This window comes from Paenibacillus silviterrae (genome assembly GCF_030167925.1).
GTDB lineage: Bacteria > Bacillota > Bacilli > Paenibacillales > NBRC-103111 > Paenibacillus_G > Paenibacillus_G silviterrae.
The window spans coordinates 3,700,978-3,720,101 of the sequence record NZ_JASKUT010000001.1 but is presented as its reverse complement, the minus strand read 5'-3'; the positions used below and the strand labels follow the sequence as shown (position 1 = coordinate 3,720,101).

Genomic DNA, 19,124 nt, shown 5'->3' with positions numbered 1-19,124 from the left:
GGATCAAACCGCTTGCGTGTATGAGCTCAACAGCGAAAATGAGCGGATAGCCGCCCTGTATGCATTATGGCAGGGCAGGGCAGAATCATGATATAGATAATGTGAGAAAGAAGAGGCAATCGCTTGCGTCCGACAAGGCGCAGGTCCTCTTCTTTTTTCGCTTTTCATGAAAGAGGTTGAAGAAGCGCGTGATCAAGGAAATCATTGTGGTAGAGGGCAAGGATGACACGGTTGCCATCAAACGAGCCGTGGAAGCGGAGACGATCGAAACCGGGGGCTCCGCCATTAACCAAAGCGTCATCAAACGCATTAAGCTGGCCCAGCAAAGGCGCGGCGTGATTGTTTTCACGGATCCGGATCATGCCGGTGAGCGCATTCGCAAGATTATAGCCTCCCGAGTACCTGGATGCAAGCATGCCTTCCTGACGCAGGAGGACGCAACGAGTAAAGGAGACATCGGTGTGGAGAATGCTTCGGTGGAAGCCATTCGCCGGGCCCTGGATAACGTTCGAACGGATTACGAGAGTAAGGCTACGGAAATTTCGTGGGAGGACCTTATGGACGCCGGGCTGATTGTTCACCCGCAAGCGGCGGACCGTCGCCTGAGGATGGGCAAGCTGTTAGGGATAGGCTACTGTAACGGTAAGCAGTTTTATAACCGGTGCCGGATGTTTCAAATCTCTCAAGAGGAGTTTCAGGCGGCGCTTGAGCAATTTTACGAAGAGACAGGAGAGCTGCAGCAGTGAGCAAAGAAGGACAAGCGGTCGAGGATATCGCTTCACCCAAACGAACGAAGGAATTAATGCAGAAATACGGCTTTACCTTAAAGAAAAGCCTGGGACAGAACTTTCTGATCGATCAGAATGTGCTGAATAAAATTGTATCCGCCGCAGAGCTTACAGCGGACAAAGGGGCGCTAGAGATCGGGCCCGGAATCGGCGCGCTCACGCAGCAGCTGGCGAAGAGGGCCGGCAAGGTGGTAGCCGTAGAGATCGACCAGCGCCTCTTGCCGATGCTGGCCGAAACGCTGGAGCCTTATCCCCATGCGGCTGTAGTGCATGGCGATGTGCTGAAGCTGGATTTGAAGCAGCTGTTTCAGGAGCGGTTTCAGGATGTGGGTCCCGTTAGTGTCGTGGCCAATTTGCCCTACTACGTTACAACTCCGATCATCATGAAGCTTTTGGAGGACAAGCTGCCCCTGGAGAACATCGTTGTTATGATCCAGAAAGAGGTTGCCGATCGAATGGCGGCAAAGCCCGGTGGTAAGGAGTATGGAAGCTTGAGTATTGCGGTCCAATACTATTGCGAACCCGAGATTGTTACCATTGTTCCGCATACTGTGTTTATTCCCCAACCGAATGTGGACTCGGCCGTGATCAAGCTCAAGGTAAGGAAGGAGCCGCCTGTACAGGTAGAAAATGAAGCTTTCTTCTTCGACGTGGTTCAGGCCAGCTTCGTGCAGCGTCGCAAAACGATATATAACAACTTAAGCTCGAAGTATTTCACCAAAGAAACAAAGGATCAGCTGACGGCCGTTCTGGAGGAAGCGGGTATTGAGCCCTCCCGGCGGGGAGAGACGCTTTCCATTGCGGAATATGCCCGTCTTAGCACCATTCTGGCTCGCGTACTGTGTAGATAAGGCGTTAGAGGGTAACATGTCGTAACGCAATGCACCATTTGCCCAGATCCGCCATACGATACACGAGGAGGCGATGAAGCCATGAAGCAGGGAGACCTGGTCACTCGGAAGTCGTATGGCGGCGACGTCATTTTTAAGATTCAGGACATCAAGATGCAGCAAGCGATTCTTCGCGGAGTGGAGCTGCGATTAATGGCGGATGCGCCGATCCTGGATCTTGAGCCTACAACGGCAGAATACACACAGAATCTATCAGGAATGCGGCCGCATTGGGCCGAATCCATGCGCAGGAACCAAGTGGTCCCCGCGATGACTCCAGGCATAACGGGGAAGGGCACTTCCGGTTATTTTGAAATGCCGGGAAAGGTGCTGCATCTGGACGGAGACGCATCGTATTTGCGTAAATGCATGGCGCTGTACGGTGAGCTGCGGGTACCCGTAGAAGGATACTATGTACCTGAAGCCAATATGGCGGAAGCACTGTACCGGCTGCTCCCACAGGTTCGTCCCGATATCGTCGTCATCACGGGACACGATGGCATCCTGAAGCATAGGAACGGGCAGGACATTTCTCAATTAAGCAGCTATAAAAATTCACATAATTTCGTTAATGCGGTTCGTGTTGCGCGGCAGTATGAGAAAAACCGCGATACCTTGGTTGTGGTTGCAGGGGCCTGCCAATCCCACTTTGAGGCTTTGCTGCAGGCAGGGGCCAATTTCGCGAGCTCTCCGGCACGTGTCTTGATACATGCACTGGACCCGCTATGTATTGCTGCTAAGCTGGCTTTTACACCGATTCAGGAAACCGTAAACCTCGTGGACGTAATTAGCTTGACGCATAGCGGACTTGAGGGGCTCGGAGGGTTGGAAACCAAGGGGAGCTACCGCAGAGGTGTGCCCAGAATTACGTATTCTAGTACAAAATAAGCGCCTTAGGGCGTTTTTTTTTTGTAAATATCGACAAATGTGTGAACATGGCAAGCCGGAATTTGCCTAAAAACCCGCTGTTACAAGGATTTTTACCGTTGACAACAAGATTGTCATACTGCTATAATTATCGGTTTAAATTGACATACTATATCCATTGGGTTATAATCTTATAGGAAAGAGGTGGTAGTTGACAATGGCAAAAAATGCGCTGTTGGAAATCAAACGTAGTTTGGAACCTCATGTCGGACAGAAGATTATGTTAAGAGCTAATGGTGGTCGTCGTAAGACGATCGAACGATCCGGTGTTTTGGAGGAAACCTACCCTTCCGTTTTTATTGTAAAGCTCGATGAAGAGCAGCACGCTTTTAAGCGAGTCTCTTACAGCTATGCAGACATTTTGACGGAGTCCGTTGAGGTCACGGTATGCAACGACAACGGACAAATGCGTATTACGATACAACAATAGCTATATATTTGTGCTATAGGCGACTATCCGGCCAGGGATAGTCGCTTTTTCGTTGTTGAAATGAGTTTGTACCACCCCGGGATGTATAAGATATCCCAATGGCTTGGACTTTATACGCTATAATATGAGTTTTTGGGAAAAGATGAAAGCTGTGAGGGTGCATGGCTTACCGATGCTTGTACCATACTATGAATTAACTAGAACAAGGAGGATTGATCGATATGTCACGCAGAAATCGCCGCGGTGTGATGTCGGAAGATTTTAAATACGAGCTGGCCAAGGATTTGGGTTTCTATGATACGGTGAAGCAGGAAGGCTGGGGAGGCATCCGTACGAAGGATGCAGGGAACATGGTAAAGCGCGCATTGCAGATCGCGGAGCAATCGATGAAACAGGCGCAGCAGCCTGGTACCCAGATGCAAGGACAGGCTCGGCCCGTTCAGCAGCCCGTCTCAAGCCAGGTGCAGCAGCCCGTTGTCATGACACTGCCTCCATCGCCGTATGCGCAGCCGCAATCGTTCATTCCGCAGCAGGGAGCCGGACAAGCCTTCGGAGCACAGCCTTTCACAGGGTACGGCACGACGTATCGCCCGACTTCGGCAGGGCAAGAAGGAAATCCGTACAGACAGTAAAAATCGATAGGAGGAAAAGCTAGAGCGCGCAAGAGGTGGCTTTAGCTTTTTTTGTTGCGCTAAATGGTATAATATAGGGAATATAAACATTTGCCGTAATGAGGCGCAGACTAGACACAGTGCGAAGAAGGTGGCCTGGATGAAAGTATTCGAGAAAGCTCCGGCAAAAATTAATTTGTCATTGGATGTTTTATATAAGCGCGAGGACGGCTACCATGAGGTGGAGATGGTTATGACCATGGTGGACCTGGCCGATCGGATCGAGATGCAGGAGCTGCCGCGGGACACGATTATCATCTCCAGCCAGGCCGGATACATACCGCTGGACGAGAAGAATCTTGCTTTTCAGGCAGCTAGGCTGATTAAGGAACGTTACGAAGTAAAGCAGGGAGTCTACATTCATTTGGATAAAAAAATTCCGGTGGCCGCAGGCCTTGCAGGGGGAAGCAGTGATGCAGCGGCCACACTGAGAGGCTTGAATCGGCTGTGGAAGCTCGGAATCCCGGTGGACGAGCTTCAAAAGCTTGGAGCGGAGCTCGGCTCGGATGTGCCTTTCTGTGTGACCGGGGGGACGGCGGTAGCCAGAGGGCGCGGGGAGAAGCTGGAGCCAATCGAATCGCCTCCGCAATGCTGGGTCGTGTTGGCCAAGCCGCCGATTAATGTGTCCACCTCCGAAATTTACGGAAAGCTGAGGGCAAATGAAATCAGCCGACACCCCTCCACGGCGAACGTGCTCGAAGCGATTCGGTCCAAACGCTTCGGCCAGCTCTGCCAAGAGCTTGGCAACGTGCTGGAAGAGGTCACGCTGGACCTTTATCCGGAGGTGAAGCAGCTGAAGGATTGCATGATACGGCTTGGAGCGGACGGGGTGCTGATGTCAGGCAGTGGTCCAACGGTGTTCGGCTTGGTCTCCAAGGAGGCCAAGGTGGCGAGGATTTATAACGGATTACGGGGCTTTTGCAAGGATGTTTATGCGGTTCGCCTGCTAACTTAACACTGTGTCATGTTTGTGTTATGTTGATGTGAGACTAATTTTCATGGCTCACTTGAACAAAGGCGTACATGAATGATATATTTTCATTATAATATTCGGAAATTGATAACGATTATGCACACTAACGGGGGTGTACCAATGAAAAAGTTAAAAAGAAGCGCAAGATTGGTCGAGATGACGCAATACTTGCTTTTTCGCCCCCATACCTTAATTCCATTAACGACCTTCGCAGACCGATATAATTCAGCCAAATCCTCTATCAGTGAGGACCTCGCGATCATTAAGGAAGTGTTCGAGGATGAGGGACTTGGAGAGCTGCAAACCTTAGCAGGAGCAGCCGGCGGCGTGAAATTTATTCCGAAAGTGTCGAAGGCGAGCTCGCTGGCCTTCATTCAACAAATTTGCCGTCAGCTGGAACAGCCGGAGCGTATTTTGCCGGGCGGTTACTTGTATATGTCGGATATTATGGGGCAGCCGCTTATTCTTAATGAAGTAGGCCGGATGTTTGCCTCCGTGTTTGCTGCGAAGGACATTGACGTTGTGATGACGGTGGAGACGAAGGGGATTCCGCTTGCTTATGCTACGGCCTCCTTTTTGAACCTGCCGGTTGTCATCGTACGGCGTGACAATAAGGTAACGGAGGGCTCGGCCGTTAGCATTAACTATGTTTCGGGCTCGAATAAACGAATTCAGACGATGTCTCTTTCCAGACGGGCGCTGAAGGAAGAGTCAAGTGTCCTGATCATCGATGATTTTATGCGTGTAGGCGGTACGATTCATGGCATGATGGATCTTCTTCAGGAGTTTAAAGCAACGGTGAAGGGTGTCGGCGTATTCGTCGAATCGGGAGAAGTCGAGGAGCATTTGGTGGAAAACTACATCTCTCTAGCGAAGCTGTCGGCTGTGGATCCCAAGACGAAGCAAATTTCGGTAGAACCAGGAAACTATTTCACAGAATAGGAGTGAATCCTAATGACATTACACAAAGTTGCAACAGAAGGAGCGCCGGCGGCCATCGGACCTTATTCGCAAGCAATTCGTTTTGGAGATCTGCTGTTCACCTCCGGGCAAATCCCTTTGGGCTTGGACGGACAAGTTGTAGAGGGCGGCATAGCAGAGCAAACACATCAGGTATTTCGTAATTTGAAAGCGGTACTCACGGCCGGCGGAGCGGATTTCAAGGATGTCGTGAAGGCGACTGTGTTCATTAAGGATATGAATCAGTTCGGGCAAGTTAATGAAATCTACGCTTCCTATTTCGGAGACCATAAGCCGGCTCGTTCAACTGTGGAAGTAGCGAGACTTCCCAAGGATGTGCTTGTCGAAATAGAGCTTATTGCGGCGGTCACTGTCGAATCCGCGTAAATATATAAAGTATTTATAAAATCGAACGATTTCCAATATTTTGAGCAGGAATTTGCACTAAAATGTGGAATTTATAGCACAAGTCTCTAAGATGGATAATAAGGTGGTGAACACAAGTGCAGATTACTGACGTCAGGCTTCGTAGGGTGAACTCCGAGGGTAGAATGAAAGCCATTGCATCCATTACCATTGATAACGAATTTGTGGTTCACGATATTCGTGTAATCGACGGTAACAACGGTATGTTCGTAGCAATGCCGAGCAAACGTACACCGGATGGCGAATTCCGTGATATCGCCCATCCGATTTCTTCTACAACCCGTGAGAAGATCCAAGCTGCGGTCTTAGCGGAGTACGAGCGGGCCGCTACGGAAGAAGAGGTTATCGAAGAGGGAGCCTAATCGAAACCAAGAGAGAGCCGAACAGGCTCTCTTTTCTTTTTGCCCTATCTCAAGTAAGATAAGGAGTGGGTTTCTACGGAAAGTTTAGAGATGGGGAGTGAAGAGCCGGTGAAATTGTTCGGTATTGTACTGGCGGCAGGTCAAGGAAAACGTATGAAGTCGAAGTTATATAAAGTGCTTCATCCCGTATGCGGCAAACCGATGGTAGGACATGTCGTATCGGCGCTGGAACAGCTCCAGACGTCAAGAACGGTTGTTATTGTCGGTCACGGGGCCGAAGCAGTGAAGGGATATTTGGGAGAGCGGGCGGAATACGCTCTTCAGGCAGAGCAGCTAGGAACGGGCCATGCCGTGCTTCAGGCGAAAGAGCTGCTGGCACGGGAGGAAGGCTTGACGATCGTCATTTGCGGAGATACCCCGCTCGTGTCGGAAGAGACGCTGCGCAGCATGATCCAGCTTCATCAAGAGAAGGGAGCCGCTGCGACCATTCTTACGGCATTGCTGGAGGAGCCTGCGGGCTATGGGCGAATTATCCGCGATGAACGCGGCTTCGTTGCCCGGATCGTGGAGCAGAAGGACTGCTCGGAGCAGGAGCATCTTGTAAAGGAGATCAACACAGGCACCTATGTGTTCGATAACCGCAAGCTGTTCGAGGCGCTTGCTCAAGTGAAGAATGACAATTCGCAGAACGAGTATTACATTACCGATGTGATCGGGATTCTGGTAGCTGCCGGCCACGTGGTGGAGGGCTCGATCCTGAAGGAAGAGGCGGAAGCCATCGGCGTCAACGATCGTCTTGCGCTGTCCCAAGCGGAGCAGTTCATGAAGGAGCGAATCAATCGGCGGCATATGCTGAATGGCGTTACCTTCATTGATCCCTCCAGCACCTATATTGAGGCGGATGTACAAATCGGCTCTGATACCGTGCTTCAACCGGGCACGGTGCTGCGAGGAACGACCGTGATCGGCGAGGACTGCGTCATTGGGCCTCAGGCGGAGATCAAGGACAGCCGGATCGGCAGCGGCGTCACGATTAAGCACTCGGTGCTGGAAGAAGCGGTAGTCGGTCAAGGCACTTCCGTCGGCCCGTTCGCGTACTTGCGGCCGGGAGCTGATCTTGGCGAAAATGTGAAGATCGGTGACTTCGTAGAGATCAAGAATGCCAAGCTGGCGGACGATGTGAAGGTGTCGCATCTTAGCTACATTGGGGATGCCGTCATCGGTCGCAACGTAAACTTCGGGTGCGGAGCGATCACGGTCAACTACGACGGCTTCAACAAACAGCTGACGGAAGTCGGAGAGGATGCGTTTATCGGCAGCAATGTGAACTTGATTGCTCCGGTGAAGGTAGGACAAGGTGCATATGTGGTGGCGGGGTCCACGATTACGCATGATGTCGAAGCGGGCGACCTGGCCATTGCGCGGGAGCGCCAAGTGAACAAAGCAGGCTACGCGGATAAGCTGAGGGCGAAGTTCGCGGCCAAGAAGAAAGCAAAAACGGAAAAGTCGTAAGCTCGGGTTTTAGAACCTCCTTCATTTGGGCAAAGTAGTAGAAGCTACCTTAAATGGCCTATTCTGAAGGAGGTTTTTCAATATGGCAGTTACTTTACAAGCAGAAGCACGCAATGCCAAACCGACGAAGAGTGAACGTAAACAGCTCCGCGCCCAAGGAAAGGTGCCGGCTGTCGTATATGGAAAGAAAGTAACGCAGACATCGATTGCGATCGATCAGAAAGAGCTTCTGGCTCTGCTTCGAACCAGCCCGAATGCAGTGATCGAGATGGATCTGCCTCAGTGGGGTAAACAGCCCGTGATGATTAATGAGGTGCAGCGTGACCCGGTCAGCCGTCAGCTGCTCCATGTCGATCTGCATCAGATCAATATGGATGAGCCGGTGAACACAACGGTTCGTCTGGAAATTGTCGGGGAGCCCGCAGGCGTGCAGGAGGGCGGCATCCTTCAAATTCAAAACCACGAGGTGGACGTACGCTGTCTGCCGACTCAGATTCCGGCCAGCATCCCTGTTGACGTGTCCGGACTCGCGATCGGCTCCAGCTTTCTGGTCTCCGATCTCGTGCTGCCGGCCGGCATCGAGCTGAAATCTACGCCTACCGATGTGATCGCAACCATCCTGGCTCCGCAGAAGGAGCCTGCGGCCGAGCCGGTGGATGACGAGCCGGCTGCAGAGAAGGCGGATACACCTGCGGGTGCCGGAGAAGAGGCGAACGAAGAGGTTAAGGCTGAGGCTTAGTTTTGGTGTTTTTGGCATTTGCTTAAAGAAGGCTAAGGGAAAGGCAAAAAAACAAAAACACAAAAACTAAGGTATATAAGAAGAGACATAGGCGTCTGCAGGTTGCAGACGCCTTTTTTGGCTTGGGTGTGTTATTTTGCAAGGAATGGGGTAAGGAATGATAAGGAAGAAACATGGAAACGCTAGGTAAAGATCCTTCATGGGAAGTTCGTGTCGAATTTGGGCTTATCGGGATCAAGATGGTATAATAGAGTTGTAGATTGATAGGCTGACGAGGCAGTACCGGAAGGAGCAGGAACGCAAGTGAAATGGTTTGTAGGGCTTGGCAATCCGGGCAAGCAGTACGAAACGACGCGCCATAATATCGGTTTCATGGCGATTGACCGGTTTGCAGAAAAGCATGGCATTAAGGTTACGCAAAATAAATGCAAGGGATTGCTCGGTGAAGGGCATGTAGCGGGGGAGAAGGTATACCTTCTGAAGCCGATGACATACATGAATTTATCCGGCGAGTCGATGCGGGCGTTCATGGACTTCTACAAAGCCTCAATCGAGGACCTGGTGGTCATCTATGACGATATGGATACGGCCTTCGGAAGCATTCGCTTGCGCTATCAAGGCAGTGCCGGAGGGCATAACGGGATCAAGTCCACCATTCAGCATCTCGGCACGCAGTCCTTTAACCGGATCCGCATGGGGATTTCCCGTCCGACCATTCCCGGCTATGATATCGCGGATTATGTATTGAGCCAGTTTTCGAAGGAAGAGAAGCAGGGGATGTCTCAGGTGCTCGATACGACTTGTGACGCCATGGAATTTGCTCTGCAGCATTCCTTTGAGAAGACGATGGCGAAATTTAACGGTTAGCTGGGCAGGTAGGCTAATTTTCTCCCGAATTGGTCATAATGAGTAAAAGCGATTGCTGAATTCATTAGTTCGGAGGAGGAACAGCCTGTGTCCGTTAAATACACTTGCCGTCATTGCCAAACGTCGATTGGAGAGATCCAGCAGGATGGGGTCAGCGAGTACCAGCTCGGCTTTCATTTCTTGACCCCTGAAGAGCGGAGAGATATAATATCGTATGACCCGAATGGGGATGTCACCGTCAAAGTGGTTTGTGATTACTGCAAGGAAGCGCTGGAAGCCAATCCGGAGCTGATGCTGCTGGGAAGTCCTCTGCAATAGCCGGAGGAAGGCAGCGCCGCAGTATTTCTTTCCTAGTAAAACGGCCTGGGCGAACTCGCTCTAGGCTTTTTACGTGTTAGGTACATGTATATAGGAAGCACCTAAACATCGAGATAGAATGAACTTGCATGGTTTACGTGGTGAGAGGGGTGTCTTGTTTGCAAGCTTTAATCCAGGCGTTCTCGGCTGATACGGATTTCCGCAGTGTGGCGGAAGGAGTCCGGGCAGGCATGCGGGAACAGTTGATCGCCGGACTGTCCGGATCCTCACGGCAGGTCATGCTCGCAGCCCTGCAGCAGGAGCTGCAGCAGCCGCTGTTTATCGTAACACACAATTTATTCGCCGCACAAAAAATGTTCGAGGATCTCGCCGAGCTCGTCCCGCGGGAGCAAGTGCTGCTCTTCCCGGCCCAGGAGCTGCTGGCCGCCGAAGCGGCGATAGCAAGCCCCGAGCTGCTGGCTCGCCGGATTGATGCGCTGACGAAGCTCGCGGACGGCTTCCGCGGCATCGTGGTGGCGCCTTATGCCGGTATGCGCCGTATTCTGCCGCATCGGGAATCCATCGCAGCAGCTAAGGTCGAGATCAAGACAGGCGACTCCCTCCAGCTGGAGGAGCTGGTGCACCGATTGGTGGAGCTCGGTTACGAGCGTGTGGAGCGGGTAGAGAACAAAGGGGAGCTAAGCGTGCGAGGAGGAATCATCGACGTATTCCCGCTAACCTCGCCGAACCCCTATCGGATCGAGCTGTTCGATATCGAAGTGGATTCCATACGTTCCTTCGATGCGGCGGATCAGCGCTCTATCGAGAAATTCGAGGAGCTGGTGCTTACGCCGTGCCGCGAGATCGTGGCTGACCGTAACCGTTTACAATCGGCGGCTCAGCATGCTTATGAGCTTCTTCAGCAGCAGCTGGAGAAGATGACGGACCGCACGGTGAAGGACAGACTGCTCGAAGGCATGGGTCATGAAATCGAAATGCTGCGCCAGGGCCAAATGTTCCAAGGCATATTCAAATACGTATCGCTGCTGTATCCGGAACGGCAAACGCTGCTGGACTACATGCCAAAGGATACGGTACTGCTCTTGGATGAGCCGTCCCGGTTGCTGGAGACCGCCAAGCAGCTGGAGAAAGATGAAGCGGAATGGATGACCATGTCGCTCCAAGACGGCAAGTGCCTGCCGTCGCTAGTTCTCTCCAAGCCGTATGAATCGCTGCTGCATCGCAAGCCGTACCCTACGCTTTACATGTCGATCTTCCTGCGGCAGGTACCGCAAACGCAGCCGCAGAACATCGTGAATCTGACGACAAGGGCGATGCAAAATTTCCACGGGCAGATGAACCTGCTTAAGACGGAGATGGAGCGCTGGAAGAAGGCCGGTACCCAGGTCATCATCCTCGGCAGTGACGAGGAGCGGGCAGACCGGATCCGGCGGGTGCTGAACGATTATCAGATCGAGCCGCCGCTTATTGTGGAGGGCAACCTGCAAACCGGCTTCGAGCTGCCGAGCGTCCATTTGGTGGTAATCACCGAAGGGGAAATCTTTACCCAGAAGCAGCGGAAGGCGCGCAAGGTCGAGAAGAAGATCGAGAACGCGGAGCGCATCAAAAATTATCAGGAGCTGAAGGTCGGCGACTATGTGGTGCACGTCAACCACGGCATAGGGAAATTCGTCGGCATCGGCACGTTAGAAATCAACGGCATTCATAAGGATTATTTGCACATTATGTACGCCGGCGGCGACAAGCTGTCGGTGCCGATCGAGCAGATCGATCAAATTCAGAAGTACGTCGGCGCCGAGGAAGGCAAGGAGCCGAAGATTTATAAGCTGGGCGGCACGGATTGGAACCGGGTTAAGAGTAAAGCGCGCTCGGCGGTGCAAGACATCGCAGATGACCTCATTAAGCTGTATGCGGAACGCGAGGCCACCGTCGGTTATGCCTTCTCGCCCGATAACAATTACCAGCAGGAATTCGAAAGCATGTTCCCGTACGAGGAAACGACCGATCAGCTGCGAGCGATAGTGGAGATCAAGAAGGACATGGAGCGTCCGCGCCCGATGGACCGCCTGCTCTGCGGTGACGTAGGCTATGGTAAAACGGAGGTGGCGATCCGTGCGGCCTTCAAGTCGGCTATCGACGGCAAGCAGGTTGCGGTACTGGTTCCGACCACCATTCTAGCCCAGCAGCATTACGAGACGTTCCGCGAGCGATTCTCGGGGTATCCTTTCAACATTCAAGTGCTGAGCCGTTTCCGTTCCAAGAAGGAGCAAACGGAGACGATGAAAGGGGTCAAGAACGGTACGGTTGACGTTGTGATCGGAACGCACCGGCTGCTTTCGGCGGATGTGAAGTTCAAAGATCTGGGCCTTCTGATCGTGGACGAGGAGCAGCGCTTCGGCGTTTCCCACAAAGAGAAGCTGAAACGGTTTAAGACCAATGTGGACGTGCTGACGCTAACGGCAACGCCGATTCCGCGCACACTGCACATGTCCATGCTGGGGGTTCGCGACCTGTCGGTCATTGAGACGCCGCCGGAGAATCGATTCCCTGTACAGACGTATGTGCTGGAGCACAGCTTCGCTTTGGTGCGCGAGGCGATCGAGCGCGAGCTGGCGCGAGAGGGCCAAGTCTTTTACCTGTACAACCGGGTTCAAGGCATTCACCAGATGGCGGAGCAAATCTCCATGCTTGTTCCGGATGCGCGGGTTGCGGTAGCTCACGGGCAGATGGGCGAGCAGGAGCTGGAGAAGGTCATCCTCGATTTTCTCGACGGGGAGTTCGATGTGCTGGTCAGCACCAGTATTATTGAAACCGGGGTCGATATCCCGAATGTCAACACACTGATCGTCCATGATGCCGACAAAATGGGGCTGTCCCAGCTGTATCAGCTGCGCGGCCGCGTAGGTCGCTCCAACCGTGTGGCGTACGCTTACTTCACGTACCAGCGCGACAAGGTGCTCACAGAGGTAGCGGAAAAGCGTCTGCAGGCGATAAAAGAGTTTACAGAACTTGGATCAGGGTTTAAAATTGCCATGAGAGACTTGTCCATCCGCGGAGCCGGCAATTTGCTTGGTGCCGAGCAGCACGGCTTTATTGCTTCGGTCGGCTTCGACCTTTACTCGCAGATGCTTGCAGAGGAAATCAAGAAGCGGAAGCGGGAGCTCGAGCTTGGTGGCGAAGCGGTTCATGAGGAAAAGGCCTGGTCGACGCAAATTGATATCCCGATCGATGCATACATCCCGGGAGATTATATTTATGACAGCGTCCAGAAGATCGAGATCTACAAGAAGGTCGCAGCGACTAAGTCATTGGAAGAAATTGCAGAGCTGCATGATGAGCTCGTCGATCGGTTTGGCGATTTGCCTCAGGCGGTGTTCAACCTCCTGACGGTAGCTAAGCTTCGTGTATACGGCAGCGAGTACGCGATTGAGACGATTTCGCAAAAAGGAGCGGATTACGAGCTTCGCATTCATCCAAGCCAGAACGGTAATTTGGACGGACAGAAGCTGTTCCAGCTCGCCGGAGAATTTGAGAATCGGGTCAAGCTCATTTCAGGCCCTCAAATTATTATCGAACTGAAAGGCAAGGGTCTGAAGCCAGAACAAACCATCGAATTACTCGAAAGGTTTCTGGTACAATACAAGCGTGCGCTGAAATCGAAGGGAGAGCTGCAGAATGTGGCCAAGTAAAAATAAAAAGGTAGCTAAGGGGCTTACCGCCCTGATGGCTGTAGTACTAACGTTTGCTGTAGCAACGGGATGCGGAAAGAAAGATGAACAGGCGGCGGCTCCGGGTCAGCCGGGCGAAGTCGTCGTAACTTATAAGGATGGCGGACAGGTTACCCGCGCCGAATTTGATAAGTTTTTGGGGATCAACACCTTCTTCTATAAAGATTACGCTCAATTTAAAGAAGACCCTGCGTTTCAACAGGATATGATGAAGCAGCTCGTTACCTTCAAGGTGCTGTCTTCCCGTGCCGATGATAAGGCGAAAGCGGAAGCCGATAAGAAGACCAAGGAGCAAATGGAGCAGATAAAAACGTTCCTCGACATGCAGGGCGGCATGGACCAGCAGTTGAAGGATGCCAGCCTCACGAAGGAAGACGTGGAGCAGTTTATACTGCGCAGCAATCAGGCCATTGTCTCCATTGAGAGCAAGGTAACGGATCAACAAATGCAGGATTCCTACAAGAAGCGGCTCGAGCAGGATAAAAATGCTTATGATGTAGCGACTGTGAGCCATATTCTGATCGGCACCTCGGATCCGGCTACGGGCCAGGAGAAGCGTACGAAGGAAGAAGCGCTGAAAATTGCGAAGGAAGTACAGGATAAGCTGAAGAAGGGCGGCGACTTCGCCGCACTGGCCAAGGAGTATTCCGAGGATCCGGGCTCTAAGGATCAGGGCGGCAAGTACGAGAACGTCGAGATCTCCCAATGGGTACCGGCGTTTAAGAAAGCAGCTGCCGAGCTGCCGCTCAATACGGTTAGCGAACCTGTAGAAACGGAGTACGGCTACCACGTGATGAAGGTAGAGTCCCGCAAGACGAAGACGTTCGATGAGGTCAAAGACTCTTTGCGTTCGGAAGCGGCGGAAACGACTGTATACGACTTTGTCGAGAAGGAATTGCCTACGCTTATTGAGAAAAACAACCTGCCGAAGCCGGAGGACAAGCCGGCGACACCGGCAACACCGGCTCCTGCTCAGCAGAAGTAATTACCAAGGCACCCGTTACCGGGTGCCTTGTTTTGTTTTCTTTTTTTTGGACATAATGTAAACAGCGGCGGCAAGTACATAGACCCCAGCGGACACACCGCCCGCTAAGGCAGTACATGCATAAGTTATTGGGAATCGAAGAATACTATGGTTAGTCGAATTCCCTCCATTTGTATACAATGGTTTATCCAGTCGTATCAAACTCTTCAAGGAAAGTGAGGCATCTAGAATTATGAAAGCAACTGGAATCGTTCGTCGTATCGACGATCTTGGCAGGGTCGTAATTCCAAAAGAAATTCGCCGCACACTGCGCATTCGTGAAGGGGATCCGCTTGAAATCTTCGTGGATCGCGATGGAGAAGTGATTCTGAAGAAGTACTCGCCCATCGGGGAGTTGGGGGATTTTGCTAAGGAGTATGCCGAGTCTTTATATGAAAGCACGAACCACATTACGATGATTTCGGACCGGGATACCATTATTGCAATCGCCGGCGGTTCGAAGAAGGATTTCTTGGAAAAACAAATTGGCGCGATCGTCGAGCAGTGCATGGAAAATCGCAAAGCCTCCTTGGAGAGCGGAGCGGGTACTTACGAAATCATTAAGGATGTTAACGAAAACTACAGCTCGTACGTAGTGGCACCGATCGTCGCCGGCGGAGACCCGATTGGATCGGTTATTCTTGTCAACAAAGACGAGAATGTGAAGATGGGGCAAATGGAATTGAAGATGGCCGAGACCGCTGCCGGTTTCTTGGCCAAGCAGATGGAACAATAATGCGACTAAGGGCTTCCTGAATCGATTCCTTTCGCGGGACGAGGTTCGGGAAGCTTTTTTGTGCTTGGGAAATGAGGCGGGCTTGGGGTATAATGAGGCGTTGAAGTAGTGGAAACTAGCCATGCGGAACGCAAAGGGGAAGCGGGATGGAGAGAAGGACGAAGGGGACTCAGCCTGGAGAGACCTTGTTAAAAGGAGCGGCAGTGCTGGGTCTGGCGGCGGTAGCCTCCAAGCTGATCGGAACGCTGCAGAAAATACCGCTGCAAAATATTGCCGGGGATGAAGTATTCGGCATTTATAATGCCGTGTATCCTTTATACATACTGATTTTATTTATGGCAACGGCTGGATTTCCCCTGGTCGTAGCGAAATTCGTCGCCGATTATACGGCGGAGGCAAGGTATGGGGAAGCCAGACGGGTACTCAAAGTATCTTTGGTAATGCTGTCGGTCACCGGTTTGGCGGGCTTCGCGGGCTTATACTGGGGAGCGGACCGGATTGCCGGATGGATTGGCGTACCTCAGACGGCGCTCGCCATTCGCAGCGTCTCCTTCGCTCTCTTGCTGGTGCCTTTGCTTTCGGCCCTTCGCGGGTATTATCAAGGCTTCCATGACATGGTGCCGACCGCTTGGTCGCAGGTGGTGGAGCAAACGGTAAGAGTCGCGGCAATGTTCGGGCTTCTGCTCTGGTTTATGCATGTAGGGTATGGGCCTGAGTGGATCGCCGCAGGCGCGACCTTTGGCTCGGTAGCCGGTGGGGTCGGCGGGCTGTTCGTGCTGCTGTGGCTGTGGCGCCGAAGCCCAAGCCCAAGGGGGATGGTGAAGCGGGGGGAAGCAAGGCTGTCCTGGAAGGAGCAGCGCCGGCTCGATATCCGACTGCTGGGGAGGCTTGTGCTGTATGCCATCCCAATCTGCTTAGGCTCGATTGCGCTCCCCGTATTGACCTTGGTCGATTCCTTTTTGGTTCCGAGAGTGCTGATTCATAGCGGTCTGAGCGAGATGGAGGCGTTATATCAATTCGGTCTTTATAACCATGGGATCCCGCTGGTCAGCCTGGCCGCCATGATTGCCTCCTCCTTGACCGGAGCCTTGGTGCCGGCCATTGCGGAGGCCAAGCGGCGCGGGGATGCTTTGGCGGTCCGGCAGCGTACGGCCATGTCGCTGAAGGTGACGTGGCTCATCGGGTTGGGGGCTTCCGTCGGGCTTGCCATGCTGGCGGAGCCTATGAACATCATGTTCTACGAGGGACCCGAAGGAACGACGGCGATGGTGATCCTGTCGTTCACCGCGGTTTTCTCGGTGATGCATATTATCGCCGGCAGCGTGCTGCAGGGCTTCGGCGCCATCGTGGCGCCGGCGGTGTACCTGCTGCTCGCCGCAAGCGTCAAGATCGCCGCGGGCCTCGCCCTCGTGCCGCGCTACGGCATCGACGGCGCCGCTGTCGCCGCCGTCGTCGCCTACGCGCTCGCGGGCACGCTCGCGAACGCGCACGCGCTGCGCGCCACCAGCGTCCCGGCCGCGGGCGGCCTCACGGCCATGAAGCCGCTGCTCGGCATCGGCTTCATGGCGCTCGGCCTGCTGGCCGTGACGCACGGCGCAGCGCCTCTGCTCGCGCGGCTCCCCGCGGCCCTGCCCGGGCGGGCCGTGGCCACGGTCACCACGCTCGGCGGCGTCGCCGTAGGGGCGCTCGCGTATGCGCTCGCCCTGCTGAAGCTCGGCGTCATTACGGCCGCCGAGCTTCAGCTCATTCCACAGCTGGCGGGGAAGCCCCTCGCTCTGCTGCGCAAATTGAAGCTGCTGCGCTAAGGCGGCAGCAGCAAACCAAGGAGGCGATTGCCTATGTTTACCCAGCAACCGCAAATTACGGTCGTCGGCCTCGGTACCGGCGACGAAAGCCAGCTCACGCTCGGCGTCCTGAGCGTGCTGATTGGCGCCGGTCAGCGGTCCGGCGCCATCTGGCTGCGCACCCGGGAGCATCCCGTGGTGGCGATGTTTGAGCGGATGCGGATTCCCATCGCATCCTTCGACAAGGTTTACGAAGCGCATGACCGCTTCGAGGAGGTCTACGAGGCCATTGCGGACGCGCTGATCCGTAAGGCGAAGGAGCCTGCCGGCCCGCAAGCCGAGATCGTGCCGAACCCGGCAGCGGAGGCGCTGTCCGCCTATTTGCCTGCCGATGCCGGTACCTCCGGCATCGTGTACGCCGTCCCGGGTCATCCCATGGTGGCGGAACGGACGGTGCAGCTGCTCAAGGAGCGCTGCCCTCAGGAAGGTGTAGCCCTCACGATCTTGGGCGGCGAAAGCTTCCTCGATCAGGCGTTCGTCCGCCTTGGACTGGACCCCATTGAAGGGTTTCAGCTGCTGGATGCAACCTCGCTCTCGGCCTATACGCTCAATCCGCTTTTACATACGATCATCGGGCAGGTGTACGATACGCTGACGGCTTCTGACCTGAAACTCACGTTGATGGAGCTGTACCCGGACGACTATGTTGTGACGGTCGGACATGCTCTTGGGGTGCCGGGACAAGAGGAGATTCACGAAGTGCCGTTATATGAGCTCGATCGGGTGAAGGGCTACGGCAACCTGTCGCTAGTCTGGGTTCCTCGTACAGAGCAGGATGCTGTGCGCAACCGGACATTTGCCCGACTGCATGAGATCGTCGAAATTCTCCGCAGCCCCGAGGGCTGTCCTTGGGATCGGGAGCAAACGCACCAATCCATCCGTAAGAACCTCATTGAGGAAGCCTATGAGGTCATCGAAACGATTGACGAAGAGGATCCGGATCATATGTGCGAGGAGCTCGGCGACCTGATGCTGCAGATCATGCTGCACAGCCAGATGGAGGCTGAGGAAGGCGTATTCTCGGTATTCGATGTCATTGCAGGCCTGAATGAGAAGCTGATTCGCCGTCATCCTCACGTATTTGGGGAGACGCAGGCGGAGGACGCCGAGGAGGCTCTCGTGAACTGGCAGGCGATCAAGGAGGAAGAAAAACGCAACAAGGGGATCGATCCGAAGGAGCAGTCCGTTCTGGACGGCGTTCCGCGCGAGCTGCCGGGCCTGATGCGGGCGTACAAGCTGCAGAAGAAGGCGGCTGAGGTCGGCTTCGATTGGAGCACGCTGGAGGAGGTGCTGCCTGTTGTCGAATCCGAGCTGCAGGAAGTGAAGGATGCGATCGCGCACCAGACGAAGGCAGAGCAGAAGGAGGAGCTTGGCGATCTGTTTTTTGCCGTAGTGAACCTTGCGCGGTTCTTGAAGGTAGAGCCGGAGGAAGCAATGGCTGAGGCCAACCGCAAGTTTTTGACCCGCTTTCAATATATCGAGCAGCAGCTGCGTTTAAAGGGCAAATCTTTTGACCAGACTGATTTATCAGAAATGGAGTCTTTGTGGCAGCAGGCAAAAAAAAATCAGATAAATCGACAAGACTAGCAGGAATTTCCTGAGTCGCAAAGAATACATAGGGTAAGCGCCATATTTAGAGGAGGATATCGAAGAACATGAACAAAACAGATTTGGTCAACAGCATTGCTGAAAAAAGCGGCTTAACTAAAAAAGATGTAGAATCCGTATTGAACAGCTTCCTGGGCGAAGTTACCGACGCGCTGGCGAACGGTGACAAAGTGCAACTGATCGGCTTCGGTACATTCGAAACTCGCAAGCGTTCCGGACGTGTAGGACGCAACCCGCAAACAGGCAAAGAAATTTCCATTCCTGAATCCAAGGTTCCGGCATTCAAGGCTGGCAACAAGCTTAAAGAAGCGGTTAAGTAAG

Annotated in this window: 18 protein-coding genes and 1 pseudogene; all 19 read left to right on the top strand. The window is 53.4% G+C overall.

Annotation, left to right across the window (positions count from 1 at the left end):
- The first annotated feature begins 188 nt into the window (after positions 1 to 188).
- The 19 genes and pseudogenes from rnmV to hbs all read left to right on the top strand — a co-directional run bounded on the left by rnmV (position 189) and on the right by hbs (position 19,123).
- Complete coding sequence (gene rnmV / locus QMO62_RS17050) at positions 189 to 746, top strand: ribonuclease M5 (RefSeq protein WP_284644970.1); 558 nt, start codon at positions 189 to 191, stop codon at positions 744 to 746.
- A 56-nt stretch (positions 747 to 802) separates the two neighbouring features.
- Positions 803 to 1,639, top strand: a complete 837-nt coding sequence (rsmA, locus tag QMO62_RS17045; RefSeq protein WP_284644969.1) for a 16S rRNA (adenine(1518)-N(6)/adenine(1519)-N(6))-dimethyltransferase RsmA — start codon at positions 803 to 805, stop codon at positions 1,637 to 1,639.
- 81 nt (positions 1,640 to 1,720) lie between these two features.
- Positions 1,721 to 2,566 (top strand): sporulation peptidase YabG, encoded by an 846-nt coding sequence (yabG, locus tag QMO62_RS17040; protein ID WP_284642808.1) that lies wholly within the window; start codon positions 1,721 to 1,723, stop codon positions 2,564 to 2,566.
- A gap of 196 nt (positions 2,567 to 2,762) precedes the next feature.
- A complete protein-coding gene (gene veg / locus QMO62_RS17035; RefSeq protein ID WP_284642807.1) occupies positions 2,763 to 3,035 on the top strand; it encodes a biofilm formation stimulator Veg in 273 nt (90 codons plus the stop codon).
- Positions 3,036 to 3,256: 221 nt separating this feature from the next.
- Positions 3,257 to 3,436, top strand: a pseudogene (locus QMO62_RS17030) (small, acid-soluble spore protein, alpha/beta type); the annotation flags it as partial.
- 370 nt (positions 3,437 to 3,806) lie between these two features.
- On the top strand, positions 3,807 to 4,661 hold the full coding sequence (gene ispE, locus QMO62_RS17025) for a 4-(cytidine 5'-diphospho)-2-C-methyl-D-erythritol kinase (protein WP_284642806.1): 855 nt from the start codon (positions 3,807 to 3,809) through the stop codon (positions 4,659 to 4,661).
- Positions 4,662 to 4,799: 138 nt separating this feature from the next.
- On the top strand, positions 4,800 to 5,621 hold the full coding sequence (gene purR / locus QMO62_RS17020; protein ID WP_284642805.1) for a pur operon repressor: 822 nt from the start codon (positions 4,800 to 4,802) through the stop codon (positions 5,619 to 5,621).
- Between the two features lie 12 nt (positions 5,622 to 5,633).
- Positions 5,634 to 6,026 (top strand): RidA family protein, encoded by a 393-nt coding sequence (locus QMO62_RS17015; RefSeq protein ID WP_284642804.1) that lies wholly within the window; start codon positions 5,634 to 5,636, stop codon positions 6,024 to 6,026.
- Between the two features lie 116 nt (positions 6,027 to 6,142).
- A complete protein-coding gene (gene spoVG, locus QMO62_RS17010; RefSeq protein WP_018759486.1) occupies positions 6,143 to 6,427 on the top strand; it encodes a septation regulator SpoVG in 285 nt (94 codons plus the stop codon).
- Between the two features lie 108 nt (positions 6,428 to 6,535).
- Entirely contained in the window at positions 6,536 to 7,939 is a 1,404-nt protein-coding gene (gene glmU, locus QMO62_RS17005) for a bifunctional UDP-N-acetylglucosamine diphosphorylase/glucosamine-1-phosphate N-acetyltransferase GlmU (RefSeq protein WP_284642803.1), read from the top strand.
- A gap of 82 nt (positions 7,940 to 8,021) precedes the next feature.
- Complete coding sequence (locus QMO62_RS17000) at positions 8,022 to 8,678, top strand: 50S ribosomal protein L25 (protein ID WP_284642802.1); 657 nt, start codon at positions 8,022 to 8,024, stop codon at positions 8,676 to 8,678.
- Positions 8,679 to 8,981: 303 nt separating this feature from the next.
- The gene (gene pth / locus QMO62_RS16995; protein WP_284642801.1) at positions 8,982 to 9,545 is read left to right on the top strand and encodes an aminoacyl-tRNA hydrolase; all 564 of its coding nucleotides are present in this window, start codon (positions 8,982 to 8,984) and stop codon (positions 9,543 to 9,545) included.
- 87 nt (positions 9,546 to 9,632) lie between these two features.
- Complete coding sequence (fin, locus tag QMO62_RS16990; protein WP_284642800.1) at positions 9,633 to 9,863, top strand: anti-sigma-F factor Fin; 231 nt, start codon at positions 9,633 to 9,635, stop codon at positions 9,861 to 9,863.
- Positions 9,864 to 10,021: 158 nt separating this feature from the next.
- Complete coding sequence (mfd, locus tag QMO62_RS16985) at positions 10,022 to 13,552, top strand: transcription-repair coupling factor (RefSeq protein WP_284642799.1); 3,531 nt, start codon at positions 10,022 to 10,024, stop codon at positions 13,550 to 13,552.
- A complete protein-coding gene (locus QMO62_RS16980; protein ID WP_284642798.1) occupies positions 13,539 to 14,576 on the top strand; it encodes a peptidylprolyl isomerase in 1,038 nt (345 codons plus the stop codon). The genes mfd and QMO62_RS16980 overlap by 14 nt, the downstream gene beginning before the upstream one ends.
- Positions 14,577 to 14,808: 232 nt before the next feature.
- Entirely contained in the window at positions 14,809 to 15,351 is a 543-nt protein-coding gene (gene spoVT, locus QMO62_RS16975) for a stage V sporulation protein T (protein ID WP_284642797.1), read from the top strand.
- Between the two features lie 146 nt (positions 15,352 to 15,497).
- On the top strand, positions 15,498 to 17,156 hold the full coding sequence (locus QMO62_RS16970) for a putative polysaccharide biosynthesis protein (protein WP_284642796.1): 1,659 nt from the start codon (positions 15,498 to 15,500) through the stop codon (positions 17,154 to 17,156).
- Between the two features lie 33 nt (positions 17,157 to 17,189).
- Positions 17,190 to 18,782, top strand: a complete 1,593-nt coding sequence (yabN, locus tag QMO62_RS16965; RefSeq protein ID WP_284642795.1) for a bifunctional methyltransferase/pyrophosphohydrolase YabN — start codon at positions 17,190 to 17,192, stop codon at positions 18,780 to 18,782.
- Between the two features lie 68 nt (positions 18,783 to 18,850).
- A complete protein-coding gene (hbs, locus tag QMO62_RS16960; RefSeq protein WP_284642794.1) occupies positions 18,851 to 19,123 on the top strand; it encodes a non-specific DNA-binding protein Hbs in 273 nt (90 codons plus the stop codon).
- Position 19,124: the final 1 nt, after the last annotated feature.